The sequence below is a fragment of the Achromobacter insolitus genome, assembly GCF_002209555.1.
Taxonomy (GTDB): Bacteria; Pseudomonadota; Gammaproteobacteria; order Burkholderiales; family Burkholderiaceae_B; genus Achromobacter; species Achromobacter insolitus.
On sequence record NZ_NJIF01000014.1, the window covers coordinates 120,885 to 138,768 of the forward strand.

At 66.7% G+C, this 17,884-nt stretch carries 18 protein-coding genes; 2 read left to right on the plus strand and 16 right to left on the minus strand.

Annotation, left to right across the window (positions count from 1 at the left end):
• Window positions 1-5: 5 nt before the first annotated feature.
• From lnt to miaB, 5 genes are all read right to left on the minus strand, one after another.
• On the minus strand, window positions 6-1,634 hold the full coding sequence (gene lnt / locus CEY08_RS28270; RefSeq protein WP_076815129.1) for an apolipoprotein N-acyltransferase: 1,629 nt from the start codon (window positions 1,632-1,634) through the stop codon (window positions 6-8).
• Window positions 1,631-2,521 carry a CorC family transporter gene (locus tag CEY08_RS28275; protein ID WP_063643400.1) on the minus strand — a complete coding sequence of 297 codons (891 nt, stop codon included), beginning with the start codon at window positions 2,519-2,521 and terminating at the stop codon, window positions 1,631-1,633. The genes lnt and CEY08_RS28275 overlap by 4 nt, the downstream gene beginning before the upstream one ends.
• A gap of 259 nt (window positions 2,522-2,780) precedes the next feature.
• Window positions 2,781-3,254 carry an rRNA maturation RNase YbeY gene (ybeY, locus tag CEY08_RS28280; RefSeq protein WP_042794822.1) on the minus strand — a complete coding sequence of 158 codons (474 nt, stop codon included), beginning with the start codon at window positions 3,252-3,254 and terminating at the stop codon, window positions 2,781-2,783.
• Complete coding sequence (locus tag CEY08_RS28285; protein ID WP_063643398.1) at window positions 3,244-4,269, minus strand: PhoH family protein; 1,026 nt, start codon at window positions 4,267-4,269, stop codon at window positions 3,244-3,246. The genes ybeY and CEY08_RS28285 overlap by 11 nt, the downstream gene beginning before the upstream one ends.
• The gene (gene miaB, locus CEY08_RS28290) at window positions 4,266-5,699 is read right to left on the minus strand and encodes a tRNA (N6-isopentenyl adenosine(37)-C2)-methylthiotransferase MiaB (protein ID WP_063643396.1); all 1,434 of its coding nucleotides are present in this window, start codon (window positions 5,697-5,699) and stop codon (window positions 4,266-4,268) included. Before miaB ends, CEY08_RS28285 begins: the two co-directional genes overlap by 4 nt.
• A 170-nt stretch (window positions 5,700-5,869) precedes the next feature.
• On the opposite strand from miaB, the gene CEY08_RS28295 reads away from it, so the two are divergent.
• Window positions 5,870-6,634 carry a phosphatase PAP2 family protein gene (locus CEY08_RS28295; protein WP_082884784.1) on the plus strand — a complete coding sequence of 255 codons (765 nt, stop codon included), beginning with the start codon at window positions 5,870-5,872 and terminating at the stop codon, window positions 6,632-6,634.
• A 45-nt stretch (window positions 6,635-6,679) separates the two neighbouring features.
• Here the strand turns inward: CEY08_RS28295 and CEY08_RS28300 are convergent, their stop codons facing one another.
• The 11 genes from CEY08_RS28300 to CEY08_RS28350 all read right to left on the minus strand — a co-directional run bounded on the left by CEY08_RS28300 (window position 6,680) and on the right by CEY08_RS28350 (window position 16,209).
• Window positions 6,680-7,390 (minus strand): alanyl-tRNA editing protein, encoded by a 711-nt coding sequence (locus CEY08_RS28300; protein WP_063643393.1) that lies wholly within the window; start codon window positions 7,388-7,390, stop codon window positions 6,680-6,682.
• A gap of 43 nt (window positions 7,391-7,433) precedes the next feature.
• Complete coding sequence (locus CEY08_RS28305) at window positions 7,434-8,111, minus strand: VOC family protein (protein WP_042794820.1); 678 nt, start codon at window positions 8,109-8,111, stop codon at window positions 7,434-7,436.
• Window positions 8,112-8,193: 82 nt separating this feature from the next.
• The gene (locus tag CEY08_RS28310) at window positions 8,194-8,799 is read right to left on the minus strand and encodes an ATP-dependent Clp protease proteolytic subunit (protein WP_042794819.1); all 606 of its coding nucleotides are present in this window, start codon (window positions 8,797-8,799) and stop codon (window positions 8,194-8,196) included.
• Between the two features lie 44 nt (window positions 8,800-8,843).
• Complete coding sequence (locus CEY08_RS28315; protein ID WP_076815127.1) at window positions 8,844-9,203, minus strand: SRPBCC family protein; 360 nt, start codon at window positions 9,201-9,203, stop codon at window positions 8,844-8,846.
• Window positions 9,200-9,514, minus strand: coding sequence for an ArsR/SmtB family transcription factor (locus tag CEY08_RS28320; RefSeq protein ID WP_042794818.1), 315 nt, complete (start codon window positions 9,512-9,514; stop codon window positions 9,200-9,202). Before CEY08_RS28320 ends, CEY08_RS28315 begins: the two co-directional genes overlap by 4 nt.
• 108 nt (window positions 9,515-9,622) lie before the next feature.
• Window positions 9,623-10,558, minus strand: a complete 936-nt coding sequence (gene secF, locus CEY08_RS28325) for a protein translocase subunit SecF (RefSeq protein WP_042794817.1) — start codon at window positions 10,556-10,558, stop codon at window positions 9,623-9,625.
• A 53-nt stretch (window positions 10,559-10,611) separates the two neighbouring features.
• Window positions 10,612-12,492 carry a protein translocase subunit SecD gene (gene secD, locus CEY08_RS28330; protein ID WP_042794816.1) on the minus strand — a complete coding sequence of 627 codons (1,881 nt, stop codon included), beginning with the start codon at window positions 12,490-12,492 and terminating at the stop codon, window positions 10,612-10,614.
• A 109-nt stretch (window positions 12,493-12,601) separates the two neighbouring features.
• Window positions 12,602-12,946, minus strand: coding sequence for a preprotein translocase subunit YajC (gene yajC, locus CEY08_RS28335; protein WP_042794815.1), 345 nt, complete (start codon window positions 12,944-12,946; stop codon window positions 12,602-12,604).
• A 121-nt stretch (window positions 12,947-13,067) separates the two neighbouring features.
• Entirely contained in the window at window positions 13,068-14,204 is a 1,137-nt protein-coding gene (tgt, locus tag CEY08_RS28340) for a tRNA guanosine(34) transglycosylase Tgt (protein ID WP_063643384.1), read from the minus strand.
• Window positions 14,201-15,259, minus strand: coding sequence for a tRNA preQ1(34) S-adenosylmethionine ribosyltransferase-isomerase QueA (gene queA / locus CEY08_RS28345; RefSeq protein WP_088607854.1), 1,059 nt, complete (start codon window positions 15,257-15,259; stop codon window positions 14,201-14,203). Before queA ends, tgt begins: the two co-directional genes overlap by 4 nt.
• 134 nt (window positions 15,260-15,393) lie before the next feature.
• Window positions 15,394-16,209, minus strand: coding sequence for an IclR family transcriptional regulator (locus tag CEY08_RS28350; RefSeq protein ID WP_063643381.1), 816 nt, complete (start codon window positions 16,207-16,209; stop codon window positions 15,394-15,396).
• A gap of 235 nt (window positions 16,210-16,444) precedes the next feature.
• Between CEY08_RS28350 and CEY08_RS28355 the strand changes: the two genes are divergently transcribed.
• A complete protein-coding gene (locus CEY08_RS28355) occupies window positions 16,445-17,599 on the plus strand; it encodes an ABC transporter substrate-binding protein (protein WP_076815125.1) in 1,155 nt (384 codons plus the stop codon).
• Window positions 17,600-17,884 lie beyond the last annotated feature (285 nt).

Genomic DNA, 17,884 nt, shown 5'->3' on the forward strand with positions numbered 1-17,884 from the left:
TGTCCTCAGGCGCGGCGCGTCTTGCGGCCGCTGCCGAACGCGGCGATCAGCGCCAGGCCGATCAGGGCCAGCGCCGTCTTGTCGCCAAACCGGGCGTATGGCGTCAGCCCCGTCATGCCTTGCACGGCCACCGGCAGCACGCCTGCCTGCAACGGCGCAAGCTGGGCTGCCACGCGGCCCTTGGCATCGATGGCGGCGGTAATGCCGGTGTTGGTTGCGGTGAGCATGGGCCGCGCGGTTTCCATGGTGCGCAGGCGGCCGATCTGCAGATGCTGGCGCAAGGCCCAGGAATCGCCGAACCAGCCCAGGTTGCTGACGTTCACCAGTATCGTGGCGCCTGGCTCGCCATTGGGGCCGGGTTGCAGCGAAGGCAGCAGGTCCGGTCCGAACAGGTCTTCGTAGCAGATGTTGAACGCGATGTGCTGGCCGCCGACCGCAAAGGGCGTCTGGCGCACCGCGCCGCGGTCGAAGTCGCCCAGGGGGATATTCAGCATCTCGACGAACCAGTGAAAGCCCGGCGGCACATATTCGCCCCAGGGCACCAGATGGCGCTTGTCGTACCGCATGGAGGTGGTGCCGGCTACAAGCTGTTCGACCGGCGTGCTGCCGTCAAAGCCCATGACGCTATTGGTGTAGCGGTCGCGTCCATTGACGCGGTCGTGCAGCGGCACGCCCATGGCGATCACGGTGTTGCGTTGCGCGGCCAGATCGCGCCAGACTGCCCAGACGCGGGGGTCAAGCTGGTCCTGGAAGATGGGCAGCACGGTTTCCGGCAGGATGATCAACTGCGGGTCCGGTACGCCCGGCGCAGCCGGCATGGCCGCCAGATCCAGGTGACGCACCAGGCTTTGATCGAGGAGGGCGGGGTCGAACTTCTGCGATTGTTCGATGTTGCCCTGGACCAGGCGCACGTTCAGCGGATCGCCGCTGGGCGCGGACCAATCGATGCGAGACAGCGGCCAGCCTGCCGCAGCCAGGGCCAGCGCGATGCCGGCGGCCAAGGCGTGGCGCGAGCCGGTCCCGGCTTTGCGCGACGGTTGCCACAGGCTCGCCAGTGCCGCGGCGGCGAAGGCGGCCAGGAAGGCCATGCCGTGCACGCCGAGCAGCGGTGCCCAGCCCGCGATGGGTCCATCGACCTGCGCGTAGCCGATGTTGAGCCAGGGGAAGCCTGTGAGCAGCACGGCGCGCAGCCATTCGAATCCCGCCCACATCGCGGCCCAGGCCAGCGTGCCGGAAAGAATGCGGGCAGGCGCGGAGCCCGGCTCCAGCGGCGCGTAGTGGCGCGCCAGCGCGCTGGCCGTGGCCGGGAACAGGGCCAGAAAGGCCGACAGCGCCAGCACTGCAGCCACGGCCAGCGGCGCGGCCAGGTCGCCGTAGCGATGCAGGCTGATGAAGATCCAGTAAAGGCCCAGCGCATAGCTGGTGAAGCTGAAGAGCCAGCCGCGCGCCCAGGCCTGCTTGGCCGACGGCGCGTACAGGGTGACGCGGGCGGCGATGGCCAGCATCAGGACCTGGGTGGTCGCCAGCGCCCAAGCCGGCAAGGGACCGGGCGAGAAAGTCAGGGCGTGCGCGGCGCCCGCCAGCATCAGGCCGGCGGCGCCGCGCAGTTTACGGCTGCGCGGGGACTGGGTCATGCTTCGTCGGAAGGGCGGGAGGCTTGGGACGGGGCGTTGCGCTTGACGCGCAGCCAGATGGCGCGGCGTGCGTCGCCGCGGGCCACTTCCAGGCGCAGCCCGTCGAATTCGGCGGTGTCGCCGCGGCGCGGAATGCGCCCCAGCTGTCCGCCCATCCAGCCGCCCACGCTGTCGTATTCGTCGTCGGGCAACTGGCAGCCAAAGACGTCGTTGAAGTGCGAGATGTCGGTGGCCGCGAGGACGCGCCACTGGTTTTCGCCTTCGGGGAAGATGGAGTCTTCTTCGGTTTCGTCGAACTCGTCTTCGATGTCGCCGACGATCTGTTCCAGCACGTCTTCCATTGTGACGAGGCCGGAAATGCCGCCGTGTTCATCGATGACGATGGCCTGGTGGTTGCGGCTGGCGCGGAATTCGTGCAGCAGCACGTTCAGGCGCTTGGATTCGGGAATGAAGACGGCGGGCCGGACCAGCGTGCGCACTTCGATGTTGGGTTCCAGCATGCAGCGCAGCAGATCCTTGGCCAGCAGGATGCCGATGATGTTGTCGCGGTCGCCCTCGTAGACCGGAAAGCGCGAATGCGCGGTCTCGATGACGGAGGCCACCAGGTAGGGGATGGGCTGCGTGACGTCCAGCAGGTCCATGCGGGAACGCGGGACCATGATGTCGCCCACGGTGCCTTCGGACACGGCGAGCGCGCCCTTGATCATCTTGTAGGATTCCGCGTCGAGCAGTTCGCGTTCGTGCGCGGCTTCCAGAACGGCCTTGATGCCTTCGCGGTCCTCGGGCTCGCGGCGCACGAGGGAAAGCAGGCGGTCTAGAAGGGATTTTGTGGCGGGTTTGGCTGAGCGAGCAGGAGTCGCTTCGGGGGCAGGATAAGGGTCAGACATCGTCCGGAAGGACAAGTTATGGAGGGCCCAGCATAACCGATACTGGCCTGCAATTTGTAACGCCGACCCCCAAAATTAGGGAAACCGCTGCCATCTGCGCCTTGCAGGACGCTATTTGGCGGCAATCTTTGCCGCAGGGCCGCCCCAAGGCAAAGGCCCCCTCGGGGGGCAGCAAGCCCGCATCGCGGGCGCAGCGTGGGGGCACCCTCTGCCGCAGGGCCGCCCCGAGGCAAAGGAGCCACCGCCTGGCCGCCCCGATTCAGGCGGCCACGTAGGGATCGGCGATGCGCATGGCGGCCAGCGTGGCGGTCTCCAGGGCTTCCATCCGCTTGGCGTCACGGGCTTTGATGTGGTCGTAGCCCAGCGCATGCAGCACGCCGTGGATGGTGAGGTGCGCGGCGTGATCCAGCAGCGCCTTGCGCTGTTCGCGCGCCTCGCGCACCAGCACCGGCACGCACATGACGATGTCGCCGCGCGCAACACCGAGCGGATCCACGCCGTACTCGAAGGTCAGCACGTTGGTGGCGTAGTCGCGGCCGCGGAAGTCGCGGTTCAGGCGCCGGCCCTCGGCAGCGCCGACCAGCCGCAGGCTCAGCTCCGCGGCCGAGAACTCCACCAGCCCATCTTCAGCGGCGCCCGCCAGCGCGCGCTCGGCCCAGCGGCGCAGGCGCCAGCGGGGCAGACGAGCTTCCTCGATGCCGTACTGCACGGACAGGGACAGTTCAGGCTTCATCTTCGGCGGCGCGGTCGTAGGCGTCGACGATGCGGGCGACCAGGGGATGGCGCACGACGTCTCGGCTGGTGAATCGGGTGGTGGCGATGCCCTGCACGTCGTGCAGCACCTTCACCGCATGCGCCAGGCCGCTGTCCTGGCCGCGCGGCAGGTCCACCTGGGATGGGTCGCCCGTGATGACGGCCTTGCTGCCGAAGCCGATACGCGTCAGGAACATCTTCATCTGTTCCGGCGTGGTGTTCTGCGCTTCGTCCAGGATGACGAAGGCGTGATTGAGCGTGCGTCCGCGCATGTAGGCCAGGGGGGCGATCTCGATGGTCTGCTTCTCGAACAGGCGCTGCACCTTCTCGAAACCCATCAGGTCATAGAGCGCGTCGTAGAGCGGGCGCAGATAGGGATCGACCTTCTGTGCCAGGTCGCCGGGCAGGAAGCCCAGGCGCTCGCCGGCCTCGACCGCGGGGCGCGTCAACACCAGGCGCTGCACCGTGTCGCGCTCCATGGCGTCGATGGCGCAGGCCACGGCCAGCCAGGTTTTGCCGGTGCCGGCGGGGCCGACGCCGAACGTGATGTCGTGCTTGAGAATGTTGTTCAGGTAGTCGCGCTGGCGCGGCGTGCGCGGGCGCAGGTCGCTGCGTTTGGTGCGCAGGGCGATGCCGTCGCTTTCGTCGTCCAGCGCGGGCAGCGGGTCGGCCTCGCGGGCCTGTTCTTCCTTGAGCTCTTGTTCCTGGCGGCCGACGCCGATCTCCACCAGCCCGAGCTGGATGTCGTCGACCGACAGGGCGCGGTGCACGGCCTGTTCATGGAAGCGGCGCAGCACCCGGCCGGCCAGTTCCGCAAGTTCGCCTTCGATGGTGACGCGGCTGCCGCGGCGCGCGAGCTTGACGTTCATGCCGTCGGCCAGTTGCCGCAGGTTTTCGTCCAGCGGCCCGCAGAGATTGGCCAGATGGGTGTTGTCGCCGTCCAGGGTGACGACGATGGGCATGCTGCGACGGGCGCGGGAGCGGGGAGTGGTCATTCGGCCTCTTGGGGAATACGGTCCACGTCGGCCACCCGCGCGCGCAGCGAATTGGTGTGCGCTTCGGTGATGATGACGTCGACCATTTGTCCGATGAGCCGCGCGGGCGCGGCGAAGTTCACGATGCGGTTGTTCTCGGTGCGGCCCATCAGTTCGTTCGGGTCGCGGCGCGAGGGGCCTTCCACCAGCAGGCGCTGGCGCGTGCCGATCATGTTGCGGGCGATCGTGGCGGCCTGCTCGTTGATCAGTGCCTGCAAGCGCTGCAGGCGGCGCAGCTTCACGTCCTGCGGCGTGTCGTCGTGCAGGTCGGCGGCGGGCGTGCCCGGACGGCGCGAATACACGAACGAGAACGAGGTGTCGAAGCCGACGTCCTCGATCAGTTTCATGGTCTTTTCAAAGTCTTCTTCGGTTTCACCGGGAAAGCCGACGATGAAGTCCGAGGACAGCGTCAGGTCGGGGCGGGCGGCGCGCAGGCGGCGCACCACCGATTTGAATTCCAGGGTGGTGTAGCCGCGCTTCATGGCGGCCAGCACGCGGTCGCTGCCTGCCTGTACCGGCAGGTGCAGGAACGACACCAGCTTGGGCAGGCGCGCGTAGGCGTCCACCATGCGCTGGGTCATTTCCTTGGGATGCGAGGTGGTGTAGCGGATGCGCTCGATGCCCGGGATTTCGTGTACGTACTCCAGCAGCATGGCGAAATCGGCGATTTCGTCGCTGTCGGTCATGCGGCCGCGGTAGGCGTTGACGTTCTGGCCCAGCAGCGTCACTTCCTTCACGCCCTGGTCGGCCAGGTCGGCCACCTCGACCAGCACGTCCTCGAAGGGCCGCGAGACTTCCTCGCCGCGCGTGTAGGGCACGACGCAGAAGCTGCAGTACTTGCTACAGCCTTCCATGATGGAGACGAACGCCGTGGCGCCTTCGACTCGCGGGGGCGGCATGTTGTCGAATTTTTCGATCTCGGGAAAGCTGATGTCCACCTGCGAACGGCCTTCGTCGCGGCGGCGCTTGATCAGTTCCGGCAGGCGGTGCAGCGTCTGCGGGCCGAACACCACGTCCACGTAGGGCGCGCGCTTGACGATGGCCTCGCCTTCCTGGCTGGCCACGCAGCCGCCCACGCCGATCACCAGGTTGGGGTTGGTCTTTTTCAGGTGCTGCACGCGGCCCAGGTCCGAGAAGACTTTTTCCTGCGCCTTCTCGCGCACCGAACAGGTGTTGAACAGGATGACGTCCGCGTCTTCCGGGTTGTCGGTCAGCTCCAGGCCCTGGTCGCCGCGCAGCACGTCGGCCATCTTGTCCGAGTCGTACTCGTTCATCTGGCAGCCGAAGGTGCGGATGTACAGCTTGCGGGGAGAGCCGGCGTCGGCGGCGGGGAGGGCGGCGCTGGCGCCGTCGTGCGCGGCGTTGGCGCGCTTGAGGGTAGTTTCTTGCATGATGGTCGCCGTGACGGGTGTAGATCCCGGGGGCTGAAAGGGAGGAAAACGCCGAATTTTAACCGTTGCCCGAATTTGCTTCTTGGTCTGGCGCGCCCAGCCCGTTACGATAGCGTGCTGGGCCAACTTCAGGGCCCTGGAATATTTCTCATTTCCCTGTAGCGGTACCGATGAACACCAATCCCCTGACGCCCTCGGCAGCCGCTCCCGCGATCGACGCTGCGGCGGGCCGGTCCGAGCCCGATCAGTTCCGCAACCCCTTTTCCGCGCTGACCTGGGTGTTGCTGGGTTGCGCCCTGGCGCTGGCCGCCAGCGCCTGCGCGCTGTGGGTGGACCTGCCGCTCGCGGTGTGGATCAAGCAGTCCGTGTCCGACAGCGTGAATCTGTCTTTCGAATGGATCGGCGAACTCGGCGAAAGCGGCCCCTATATCGGCGTGGCGCTGGCCTTCTACGTGATCGGACTGGTCGGCTTGGCCCGCGGCTGGCGCAATCCCGTGCGCATGAGCTACGCCAGCATGGCGCGCGGCAGCCTGCTCATGCTGTCGACCCTGGCGGTCGGCGGCCTGGTGGTGCTGGTGCTCAAGCGTTCGGTGGCGCGGGCGCGGCCCGAGCTGTTCTTCGAAAAAGGCATATACGGGCTGGGCGAGTCCTTCTCGCGGGTGCAGCTGTATAACTCGTTTCCCTCCAGCCACACGTATGCGGCGTTCGCCGTGGCGGTGGTGCTGGGCATCCTGGCGCCGCGCTGGCGTTGGGTCTTCCTGCTGCTGGCGGTGCTGGTGGCCATGAGCCGCCTGGTCAACCTGGACCACTATCTGTCGGACGTGATGACGGCCGCGGGCATCGCGGTGCTGGTCGGCCATGTGCTGGCGCCCCGAGTGCTGGGCGCCACGTACCAATGGCCTTTGCGCGCGCCGTGGCGCTGGTGGAAGAAGTAAGCCGGCATCCCGCAGGCCGGCCGTGAGCCGGCTTCAGGCTGCGCTTCAGGCGAAATTCACCACCACGCGCCGGTTCGTGCGGCTCTTTTTCTCGATCTTGGTAACGGCCACCGCGCCGATTTCGCCCGTGTTGGCCACGTGGGTGCCGCCACAGGGCTGCCGGTCCACGCCGGGAATTTCGACGATGCGTATGCTGGCGGTGCCCGCCGGCGGCGCGGCGCCCACGGTACGGACCAGATCCGGCTCCGCCGCCAGTTCTTCCGGGGTGATGCAATTGATGCTGATGCCGGTACGGGCGTTGATCAGGGCGTTCAGGCGTTCGGTCAGGTCGGCCTTGTCCAGCGTGGATTCGGGCAAGTCGAAGTCGATGCGGGCGGAATCAGGCGAAATGCTGCAGCCTGTCACGGGGGCGGGCACGAGCGACCCGAGCAGATGCAGACAGGTATGCAGGCGCATGAGCCGGTGGCGGCGCGGCCAGTCGATGGCGACCGAGACCCGCTCGCCCACTTGAAGCGCGGCGCCGCCTTCCAGCACATGCAGGATGCGCTTGCGGTCGTCGGCGTAAACAGTGTCGGTCAGCGCCCATGCGCGGCCGTCGGCGAGCGTCAGCGTGCCACAGTCCCCCGCTTGGCCGCCACTGCGCGCGTAGCAGACTGTCTGGTCCAGCTCGACGCCCTCGGGGCCAACCGCGATCACGGTGGCGTCGCACCGGTCCAGATAGGGGTCTTCGTCGAAACGCTTGCGGGTGGAAAGCATGAACAGGTCTCCGGATGTTCTGGTTTTCTTGGCGGGCGCGGAGTCAGGCCAGGATCTTCAGGCCGCTCGCGGTTTCTATCTGGGCGCTCAGGCGCGGTGGGCCGTCGGCCTGCTCCAGCTGGATCAGGTGGTCGGCGCCCAGCCAGGCCAGGCCCTGGCGCAACAACCCGGCCTGCGGGTGGCTGCCCGACAGCTGGCGCAAGGTGAGGTTCTGGCGCGGCAGGCTGATGCCGGGGTAATCCGCCACGTCCCATTGGATCAGCGTAGGTAGCAGGCCGTCGCCGGCCGCATGGCCCGCTACGCGCCATGCGGGCAGGCTGCCGTCTTCCGGCACCGTCAGCCGCCAGCGCAGATGCCCCCGTTCCATCGGGATGGCCGGGGGTATGCGCGCGGGGTGCTCGGCTTGCATGCGGGAGAGGTCCAGCGGAGCTTCGACCCGCGCCGCCCAGTGGGCCAGGTAAGGGCCTTGCGCCAGCCGGGCGCGCACCGCGTCCTGATCCAGCCCGAACCAGCGTGGCCGTGAAGGCGCGGTGGCTTGCGGATCGATGGCGATGACTTCCAGGTAGAGGCCGCCGGCCATGCCCAGCACCCGGTTGTGGGTGCCCATGCGGGGATGCGCGCCGCCGCCCGAGGGGGCGATTCCGAGTAGTCCGGCGACGTAGTCGGTGCCGCTGTCCAGGTCGGCGGCGGCGACGACGAGGTGATCGATGACGAGTTTCATGATCCGGCTATGGTAGCGAATCCGCGACGATCCGTACCCGTACAGCGCGGCTGAACGGAACAGTACAGTGTTTGCCGCCGCCTCAGGCGTCCAGGTCCCGGCGCTTTATGACGCGGTCGATCAGGCCCCATTCCAGCGCTTCTTCGGCGCTCATGTAGCAGTCCCGGTCCAGCTTGCGCTCGACCTCTTCATAGCTGCGGCCGCAGTGCTGCGCATAGACGCGCGTAACACGGTCCTTGGTCCTGCGCATTTCCTCGGCATGGATGAGCACGTCCGAGGCCTGGCCCTGGAAGCCGCCCAAGGGCTGGTGCACGTGCACGCTGGCGTTGGCCAGCGCGCATCTTTCGCCCGGTTCGCCGGCCATCAGCAGGAAGGAACCCATGGACCGCGCCGTGCCCATGCACAGCGTGTGCACGGGCGCGGTGATGAACTGCATGGTGTCGTACATGGCCAGGCCGCTGGTGATGACGCCGCCGGGCGAATTGATGTACAGGTGGATGGGCTTGGTCGGGTTTTCGGATTCCAGGAACAGCAGCTGGGCGCAGACCAATGCGGACACAGAGTCGTTGACCTCGCCGTTCAGGAAGATGATGCGGTCGCGCAGCAGCCGGGAATAAATGTCGAAGGATCGCTCGCCGCGGCCGGATTGCTCGACCACCATGGGCACGTACTGCATCACGTCCTGCATGGACGAATCTCCTGTGTTGCGGTTGCCTTGCGCTGGGCCTGGGATCAGGCGGCGCGCATGAGAAAGGGGCCGGCGTCATTGGCGGCTGCGAGCTTGCCGCCTTCCAGCCGGGCGTCGGCCAGCGCGTGGACGATGCGCAGGACCGTGCGGCCATCCGCGGCAGGCCGGAGCTGGAAGGTGACCACGCTTTCCAGGAAGGGCGGCTCTTCGTCCCGCATGCGGTAGCAGATCTCCTCGGGGGGCGTCGAATCCGTGGGTTCGGCGCTGGCCAGGGCCTGGCCAGGCAACCATTGCTCGCGGAACTCGGGAATGCTGATCGCGCGCCAGACTTTCTCGGGCGGCGCGTCCAGCTCGTACTCGAGCACGATGTCTTCGGGCTGGTCGCCGGGCGCGGTCGGTTTCATTGGTCCATGTCCTTGAGCAGAGCGTTCAGGGCGTCGATGCGGGTCGGCCAATAGGCGCGGTATTTGGTCAGCCATCCGGCAATCAGTGCCAGCCCGTCGGGATCGACTTCGTAATTCACGAATCGGCCTTGTTTCTGTTCGCGCACGAGCCGCGCCTTGCGCAGCACGGAAAGGTGCTGCGACATGGCCGGCTGGCTGATTTCCATGCCCACGCGCAGGGCGCTGGCGTTCATGCCGCCGGCCGCCAGCTTTTCGAAGATGGCGCGGCGGGTGGGATCGGCCAAGGCCTTGAAAATATCGTTTTCGAGCATGGCGACACATTAGCGAATACTTATGTGTTTGGCAAGAGGCAAGTCCTCGAACGGCCGGGCATAAAAAAACCCGCCGAATGCGGCGGGTTCCTCTTCACGCGGAGACGATCAGGCGGCTTCGCCTTCCTCGCCTTCCTTCTTGACCGGCTTGACCAGGTCTTCGCGCTTGACGCCCAGCCACATGGCCAGCGCCGCGGCGACGAACACCGACGAGTAGATGCCGAACCAGATGCCGATGGTTAGCGCCATGGCGAAGTAGTGCAGGGTGGGGCCGCCAAAGAACAGCATGGCCAGCACCATCATCTGGGTGGAACCGTGGGTGATGATGGTCCGCGAGATGGTCTGCGTGATGGCGCTGTTGATGACTTCCTGCACGTCCGCCTTGCGGTACTTGCGGAAGTTCTCGCGGATCCGGTCCATGATGACCACGGATTCGTTCACGGAGTAGCCCAGCACTGCGAGCACGCCCGCCAGTACCGACAGCGAGAACTCCCACTGGAAGAAGGCAAAGAAGCCCAGGATGATCACCACGTCGTGGAGGTTGGCGATCACGCCGGCCACGGCGAACTTCCATTCGAAGCGGAAGCCCAGGTACACCATGATGCCGATGACCACGACCAGCAAGGCCATCAGGCCGTTGTGCAGCAGTTCCTGCCCCACCTGCGGGCCCACGAACTCGACGCGGCGCAATTCGACGCCGGAATCGGCGGTCTTCAGCGCGGCCATGACGGTCTCGCTCTGGGTGGCCGACGTCTGGCCTTCCTGCAGCGGCAGGCGGATCATGACGTCATGCGAGGTGCCGAAATTCTGCACCTGGAAGTCGGTGTAGCCCAGCTTGGAGACCACGCCGCGCACGTTTTCCAGCTGCGCCGTCTGGGCGTAGTTGACTTCCATGACCGTGCCGCCGGTGAACTCGATCGACAGGTGGAAGCCGCGGGTGATGATGAAAAAGACAGCCGCCAGGAACGTGACGAGACTGATGATGTTCAGCACCAGCGCGTGGCGCATGAACGGGATAGTGCGGTGAATACGGAAAAATTCCATTTTTCGCCTTAGGCTTTATCTGTGGCGGGCGGCCGGGCCGCCCGCGCTCATGTTCAGTTGGTCTTCGGTTTCCAGACTTCACCGATGGAGATCGACGTGAGCTTCTTCTTGCGGCCATACCAGAGGTTGGCCAGCGCGCGCACGCCCACCACCGACGAGAACATCGAGGTCAGGATGCCCAGGACGTGGACCACCGCAAAGCCCCGGATCGGGCCCGAACCGAACGCCAACAGCGCCAGGCCCACGATCAGCGTGGTGAGGTTGGAGTCCAGGATGGTGCCCCAGGCGCGCTCGAAGCCGTGGTGGATGGCCTGCTGCGGACTGGCGCCCGCGCGCAGTTCTTCGCGTATCCGCTCGTTGATCAGCACGTTCGAGTCGATGGCCATGCCCAGCGTCAGCGCGATAGCCGCGATACCTGGCAGGGTCAGCGTGGCCTGCAGCATGGACAGCAGCGCCAGCAGCAGCAGCACGTTCATGGTCAGGCCGATCGTGGAGAACACGCCGAACAGGTGGTAGTACAGGATGATGAAGGCGGCGATGGCCAGGAAGCCGTACAGCGTCGAATAGAAGCCCTTGGCGATGTTGTCCGCGCCCAGGCTCGGGCCGATGGTGCGTTCCTCGATGATGGACATGGGCGCGGCCAGCGCGCCCGCGCGCAGCAGCAGCGCGGTGTCGGCGGCTTCCTCGGAGCTCATGCTGCCGGAGATCTGCACCTGGCCGCCGGCGATTTCGCTGCGGATGACCGGCGCCGTGACCACTTCGCCCTTGCCGTTTTCAAACAGCAGGATGGCCATGCGCTTGCCGATGTTGTCGCGGGTGACGTCGCGGAAGATACGCGCGCCCTTGGAGTCCAGCGTCAGGTGCACGGCAGCCTGTTGGGTCTGCGAATCGCGGCCGGGCTGGGCGTCCTGCAGGTTTTCGCCGGTCAGAATGACCTGGCGGCGGACCAGGATGGGGCGGCCGTCGCGGTCGTTGTAGCGTTCGAGGCCGAAGGGGACGCTGCCGCCCAGCAACGCGGCTTGCGCGGCGGGGGTGTCGTCGACCATGCGGATTTCCAGCGTGGCGGTGCGGCCGAGCAGTTCCTTGGCCTTGGCCACGTCCTGCACGCCGGGCAACTGCACCACGATGCGGTCGCCGCCTTGTTGCTGGATGACCGGTTCGGCCACGCCCAGTTCGTTGATACGGTTGTGCAGCGTGTTGATGTTCTGCTTCAGCGCGGAATCCTGCACGCGGGTGACGGCGGCCGGGTTCAGGGCGGCCATCAGCAGGGGTTTGCCGTTTTCTTCGCGTTCGGTGAATTCCAGGTCGGGCAGGCGGCTGCGCAGGGTCGAGATGGCGCGGTCGCGGTCGTCCGAGTTGGCGAAGGTGGCGGCAATGGCCATGCCCGAGCGTTCGACGCCGGCCACGTTGACCTTCTGGTCGCGCAACACCGAGCGCACGTCGGCGGCCAGCGAATCGTAGCGGGCGGTCAGGGCGCCCTGCATGTCCACTTGCAGCAGGAAGTGCACGCCGCCGCGCAGGTCCAGGCCCAGGTACATGGGCTTGGGCGCGAACCAGCCCAGCGCGCGCATCCAGGCAGGAGAGGCGGGCAGCAGGTTCAGCGCGACGGTGTAGTGCGGGTCGCCAGCGACGGTATTGAGGGATTTGTCGATGAGGTCGCGCGCCTGCAGTTGCAGGTCGGTCGACGCGAAGCGGGCGCGCACGGTGCCGAGCGTGCCGTTCTGTTCATAGTAGACCCCTTCGTTGGGGATCTTGGCGTCGGTCAGGATCTGTTCGACCCGGCTCAGCATGGCGGGATCGACCTTGATCGTGGCCTTGGCGCTGGAAACCTGGACGGCCGGAGATTCGCCGTAGAAATTGGGAAGCGTGTACAGCAGGCCGATGATGACCGCGACCAGGACCGTAATGTACTTCCAGAGGGGATAGCGGTTCATTGCCGGCTACTTCATGTAAAAGTGATGAAAGGGCCGCCCGGGCGGCAAGCGCGGCGGGCGGCGGCAGGGCCATCAAGCACAAGAGCCCGATGGGGCTCCTGTGGGACGCTTACAGGGCCTTGATGGTTCCCTTGGGCAGCACGGTCGAGACCGAGGACTTCTGCATGATCACTTCGACGGGCTTGTCGGCCAGTTCGGAGACTTCGACGGTGACGTAGCTGTCGTTGACCTTGGTCACCTTGCCGAGCAGGCCGCCGGCGGTGACGACTTCGTCGCCCTTGGCCAGGGCGGCGATCAGGTTGCGGTGTTCTTTCTGGCGCTTCATCTGGGGACGGATCATCAGGAAGTAGAGGATCACGAACATCAGGATGATGGGCAGCATGCCCATCAGCGCGTTACCCTCGGGGGCGGCAGCCTGAGCCACGACGAGGCTGGCGGTATCGATAACGGACATTGAATTCTCCTGCGTTTAGTCTGTTTGGGTGTTTGTATCTAGTGTTTTTATGCGCCCATCCCCGCGCGAGCCATGGATAGGGCAAGCCGACTATTGTATATAGGTTCTGCGTCCTGAAATTCTAATCCACCCCTCGCGCACGGTCGGCCGCGAACTGCGCGCGCCAGGCGTCGAAGCGGCCTTCGGCGATGGCCTCGCGCATTTCCTTCATGATGGTCAGATAGAAATGCAGGTTGTGCAGGGTGTTCAGGCGCGCGCCGGTAATTTCGTTGGCGCGCTGCAGGTGATGCAGGTACGCGCGCGAGAAATTCGCGCAGGTATGGCAGCCGCAGCTCGGGTCCAGCGGGCGGGTGTCGTCGCGGTACTTGGCGTTGCGGATCTTCACGTCGCCGAAACGGGTGAACAGCCAGCCGTTGCGGGCATTGCGCGTCGGCATGACGCAATCGAACATATCCACGCCGCGGGAGACGCCCTCGACCAGGTCTTCCGGCGTGCCCACGCCCATCAGGTAGCGGGGCGCCTGGGCCGGCAGCTTGGGCGTGACGTGCGCCAGGATGCGCATCATGTCTTCCTTGGGCTCGCCGACGGAGAGGCCGCCGATGGCGTAGCCATGGAAGCCGATCTCCTGCAGCCCGGCCAGGGATTCGTCGCGCAGGGCTTCGTACATGCCGCCCTGGACGATGCCGAACAGCGCATTGGGGTTTTGCAGGCGGTCGAATTCTTCGCGCGACCGGCGCGCCCAGCGCAACGACATGCGCATGGAGCGGGCGGCTTCCTCGACGGTGGCGGGCCGGCCGTCGATTTCATAGGGCGTGCATTCGTCGAACACCATGACGATGTCGGAGTTCAGCGAACGCTGGATGCGCATGGATTCTTCCGGCGTCAGGAACAGCCGCGCGCCGTCGATGGGGGAGGCGAACTTCACGCCTTCCTCGGTGATCTTGCGCATGCCTTGCAGGCTGAAGACCTGGAAACCTCCGGAGTCGGTCAGGATGGGCTTGTCCCATTGCATGAAGCCATGCAGGCCGCCATGCTTTTCCATGATTTCCGTGCCGGGACGCAGCCACAGGTGAAAGGTGTTGCCCAGCACGATCTGCGAGCCGATCTCTTTCAGTTCGTGCGGCAGCATGGCCTTGACGCTGCCATAGGTGCCCACGGGCATGAAAATGGGCGTCTCGACCACGCCGTGGTTCAGCGTGATGCGGCCGCGGCGGGCGCCGCCGTCGGTGGCAAGCAGTTCGAAATTCAGTCCGGTCATGGGGCGGGGGACTCGATAAACATGGCGTCGCCATAGCTGAAGAAGCGGTAGCGCTCGGCGACGGCATGGGCGTAGGCGCGGCGTATGGGTTCTACGCCGGCCAGCGCCGACACCAGCATCAGCAGGGTCGACTGGGGCAGGTGGAAATTGGTGACCAGGGCGTCGATGACGCGGTACCGGTAACCGGGAGTGATGAACAGGCGCGTGTCGCCCTGCGCCGAGGCCAGCGGCAGGCCGGGGGCGGTACGCCCTTCGGTCTGGGCGGCGGCGGACTCCAGGGCGCGCACGCTGGTGGTGCCGACGGCGATGACCCGGCCGCCGCGGCTGCGGGCGACGGCAATCGCGTCCACCGTTGCCTGTGGCACGGTGAACCATTCGGCATGCATGACGTGGTCAGCCAGGTTGTCCACGCGCACCGGCTGGAAGGTGCCCGCGCCCACGTGCAGCGTGACGAAGGCGCGTTCGACGCCCATCGCAGCCAGGCGGTCCAGCGTGGGCTGGTCGAAGTGCAGGCCGGCGGTGGGTGCGGCCACGGCGCCGGGCTCGCGGGCGTAGACCGTCTGATAGCGCTCGTCGTCGCCAGTGTCGGCCTCGTGCGTGATGTAGGGCGGCAGCGGGGTCGCGCCGTGGGCGTCCAGCAGTTCCAGCACGGGGCCGGGAAAGCGGATGTCGAACAGTTCCCCTTCGCGGCCCAGCACGGTGGCATCGAAGGCATCGGCCAGGCGCAGCACCATGCCCGGGCCGGGCGACTTGCTGGCGCGCACATGGGCCAGGACGCGGTCGGGTTCGGTGATGCGTTCGACCAGCACCTCGATCTTGCCGCCGGTGATCTTGTGGCCGTTCAGGCGCGCCTTGATGACGCGCGTGTCGTTGAAGATCAGCAGGTCTTGCGGACGCAGCAGCGAGGCCAGGTCGGCGAACTGCCGGTCGTGCAGATGGCCGGCGCCATCCAGGTGCAGCAGGCGGCTGCCGGTGCGTTCGGCGGCGGGCGCCTGGGCGATGAGCTCGGGCGGCAGTTCGTAGTTGAAATCGGAAACGGTGAGGGACTGGGTCACGCGGCTATCCGTCCGGCTAGGGCGGCAAAAGAAGGCGAAAGGCGAGCCAGGAGGGCTCGGGGCAACCGTGTATTGTAAAGCGGCCGGAAAACGCGGCAGCCGCGCCCGGGGACGGATGCCTGCCGCGGCCGCGTTCAGCGTGCCGGACTCCACCCCAGCCGGCGCGAACAATCGGCTGCCGCCCCGACCAGCGCCCGCACGGGTTCCCCATCGGGCGAGAGGTCGAAGCCGCCATGCAATCCCAGGCTGGTGATGGCGCCGGCCAAGTGGCCCTGGGCATCCAGCACCGGCACGGCGGCGGAGTCTATGCCATGCAACAGGTGGCCGCTGACGCTGGCGTAGCCGCGTTGGCGGGTCGCCTGCCATTGCCTGCGCAGCGCCGCCGCGGGGTCAGTGGGGGCAGCGGCGGCATCCAGCACCTGGGCGGCATCCGGGTCATGGCTGCGCAGCGCGTCCCACTCGGACAGGGCCCGGGGCAGGGCCAGGGATTCAGGGAGCCAGGCGGCGAAGACGCGGCCGGTCGCGCTATTGAGCAGCGGCAGCACAGAGCCCACCCGCACGTTGACCGTTACCGGCAGGCGCGCGTCGCGCCATTGCACGATGGTGGGCCCATGCTGTCCCCAGACGGAGATGAAAACCGTCTGGCCAATGGCGGCGCTCAGGCTGTCCAGGCAGCCGGCCGCCAGTTTCACGAAGTCCACTTCGGCCAGGGCGGCCAGTCCGGTATGCAGGGCTTGCGGCCCGAGCCGGTAGCGGGCGCTGGCAGCGTCCTGTTCCACGTAGCCGCGGCGCTCGAGCGACACCAGGTAGCGGTGCACCTTGGCGCGCGGCATGTCCAGGCTGCGACCCAGCTCCGATACGGACAGAGCGCCGCCCAGTTCGGCCAGCCGGGTCAGCACATCCAGGGCGATTTCAGCGGATTGGATCCCCGTACTGCTAGTTGTTGACATCGATTTGTCTCTTATTAGAATACGTGTATCACTAAAAAATACAGCGCTTGCCAGTCACTGGCAACGTGGAGACCAGCAAGAACGCAGCCGCGCCGCGCTGCGAGCCCGTGCGGACAAACCCGCAGCGGGCCCCCGAGGTGCCCGTCCGCCGGGTTCCCCGCCGTATAAACAGAGTTCCACGCCGTAGCGGATCGGCGCAAAGCATAAGACATCCGCGTATCCAAGGAGACTCCGCATGACCCCTCGTCGTACCCTCATGGCCGCCGCGCTGGCCGCCCTGCTGGCAGCGGGCGCCGCGCCCGCGCTGGCCCAAGTGAAAATCGGCGCCACGCTTTCCACCACCGGTCCCCAGGCCTCGCTGGGCATCCCCGAACGCAACACCATCAGCCTGCTGCCCACCGAGATCGGGGGCGTCAAGGTCGAGTACGTGGTGCTGGACGACGCTTCCGACACCACCCGCGCCGTCAGCAATTCCCACAAGCTCATTTCCGAGAACAAGGTCGACCTGATCGTCGGGTCCACCACCACGCCGAACACCATGGCCATGCTGGACACGGTGGCCAGCGGCACCACGCCGGTGATCACCCTGGCTTCCTCGGCGCGCCTGATCGAGCCAATGGACGACAAGCGCCGGTGGGTGTTCAAGACGCCGCACTCGGATTCGCTGATGGCCGAAGGCATTGCGCGCCATGCGGCGGCCAATGGCGTGAAGAAGCTGGCCTTCATCGGCTTCAACAATGCGCTGGGCGAGACCTTCTGGGTGGAAATCGAGAAAGCGGCCAAAAAGCACGGCATCGAGGTGGTGGGCAAGGAAGCCTTTGCGCCCACGGACACGTCGGCCGTGGCCCAGACCCTGAAGGTGGTGGGCGCGGCGCCGGACGCCGTGGTCGTCGGGGCTTCGGGCACGCCGGCCGCCATGCCGGCCCGGGCGCTGCGTGAGCGCGGCTACAAGGGCAAGATCTATTTCAACCACGGCGTGGCCAACAACGATTTCCTGCGGGTCTGCGGCGACGCCTGCGAGGGCGCCTGGGTGCCGGTGGGGCCGGTGATGGTGGCCGATCTGCTGCCCGACGACAATCCGGTCAAGTCGACCGCCCAGGCCTTCGCCAAGAAGTACGAGGCGGCCAACGGCGCGGGCAGCGTGTCCCTGTTCGCCGCCTATACCTGGGACGTCGGCCTCTTGCTGCAGCAGGCCATCCCGGTGGCGTTGAAGACCGCCAAGCCCGGCACGTCCGAATTCCGGGCGGCGTTGCGCGACGCGCTGGAAAACGTCAAGAACCTGCCGACCGCGACCGGCGTGGTCAACATGAGTCCCACCGACCACAATGGGCTGGATGAGCGGGCGCTGGTGATGGCGACCGTGGCTTCGGGGAAGTGGCGGCTGAAGTAGAGGGAGAGGGGGAGGGAGAGGGAGAGGGCCCCCACGCCGCGCACGCTGCGCGTGCTTGCTGCCCCCCGAGGGGGCTGGCCCGCCTTGGGGCGGCCCGGCGGCGGGCCGGCTATTTTTCTGGGGGGCCGTTTGTGCTGCTGCCTCCGAGGGGCTGTTTCCCCTTGGGGCGGCTCGGCGGGAGGGAGGGGCCCCCCACGCTGCGCACGCTATGCGTGCTTGCTGCCCCCCCGAGGGGGGCTGGCCCGCCTTGGGGCGGCCCGGCGGCGGGCCGGCTATTTTTCTGGG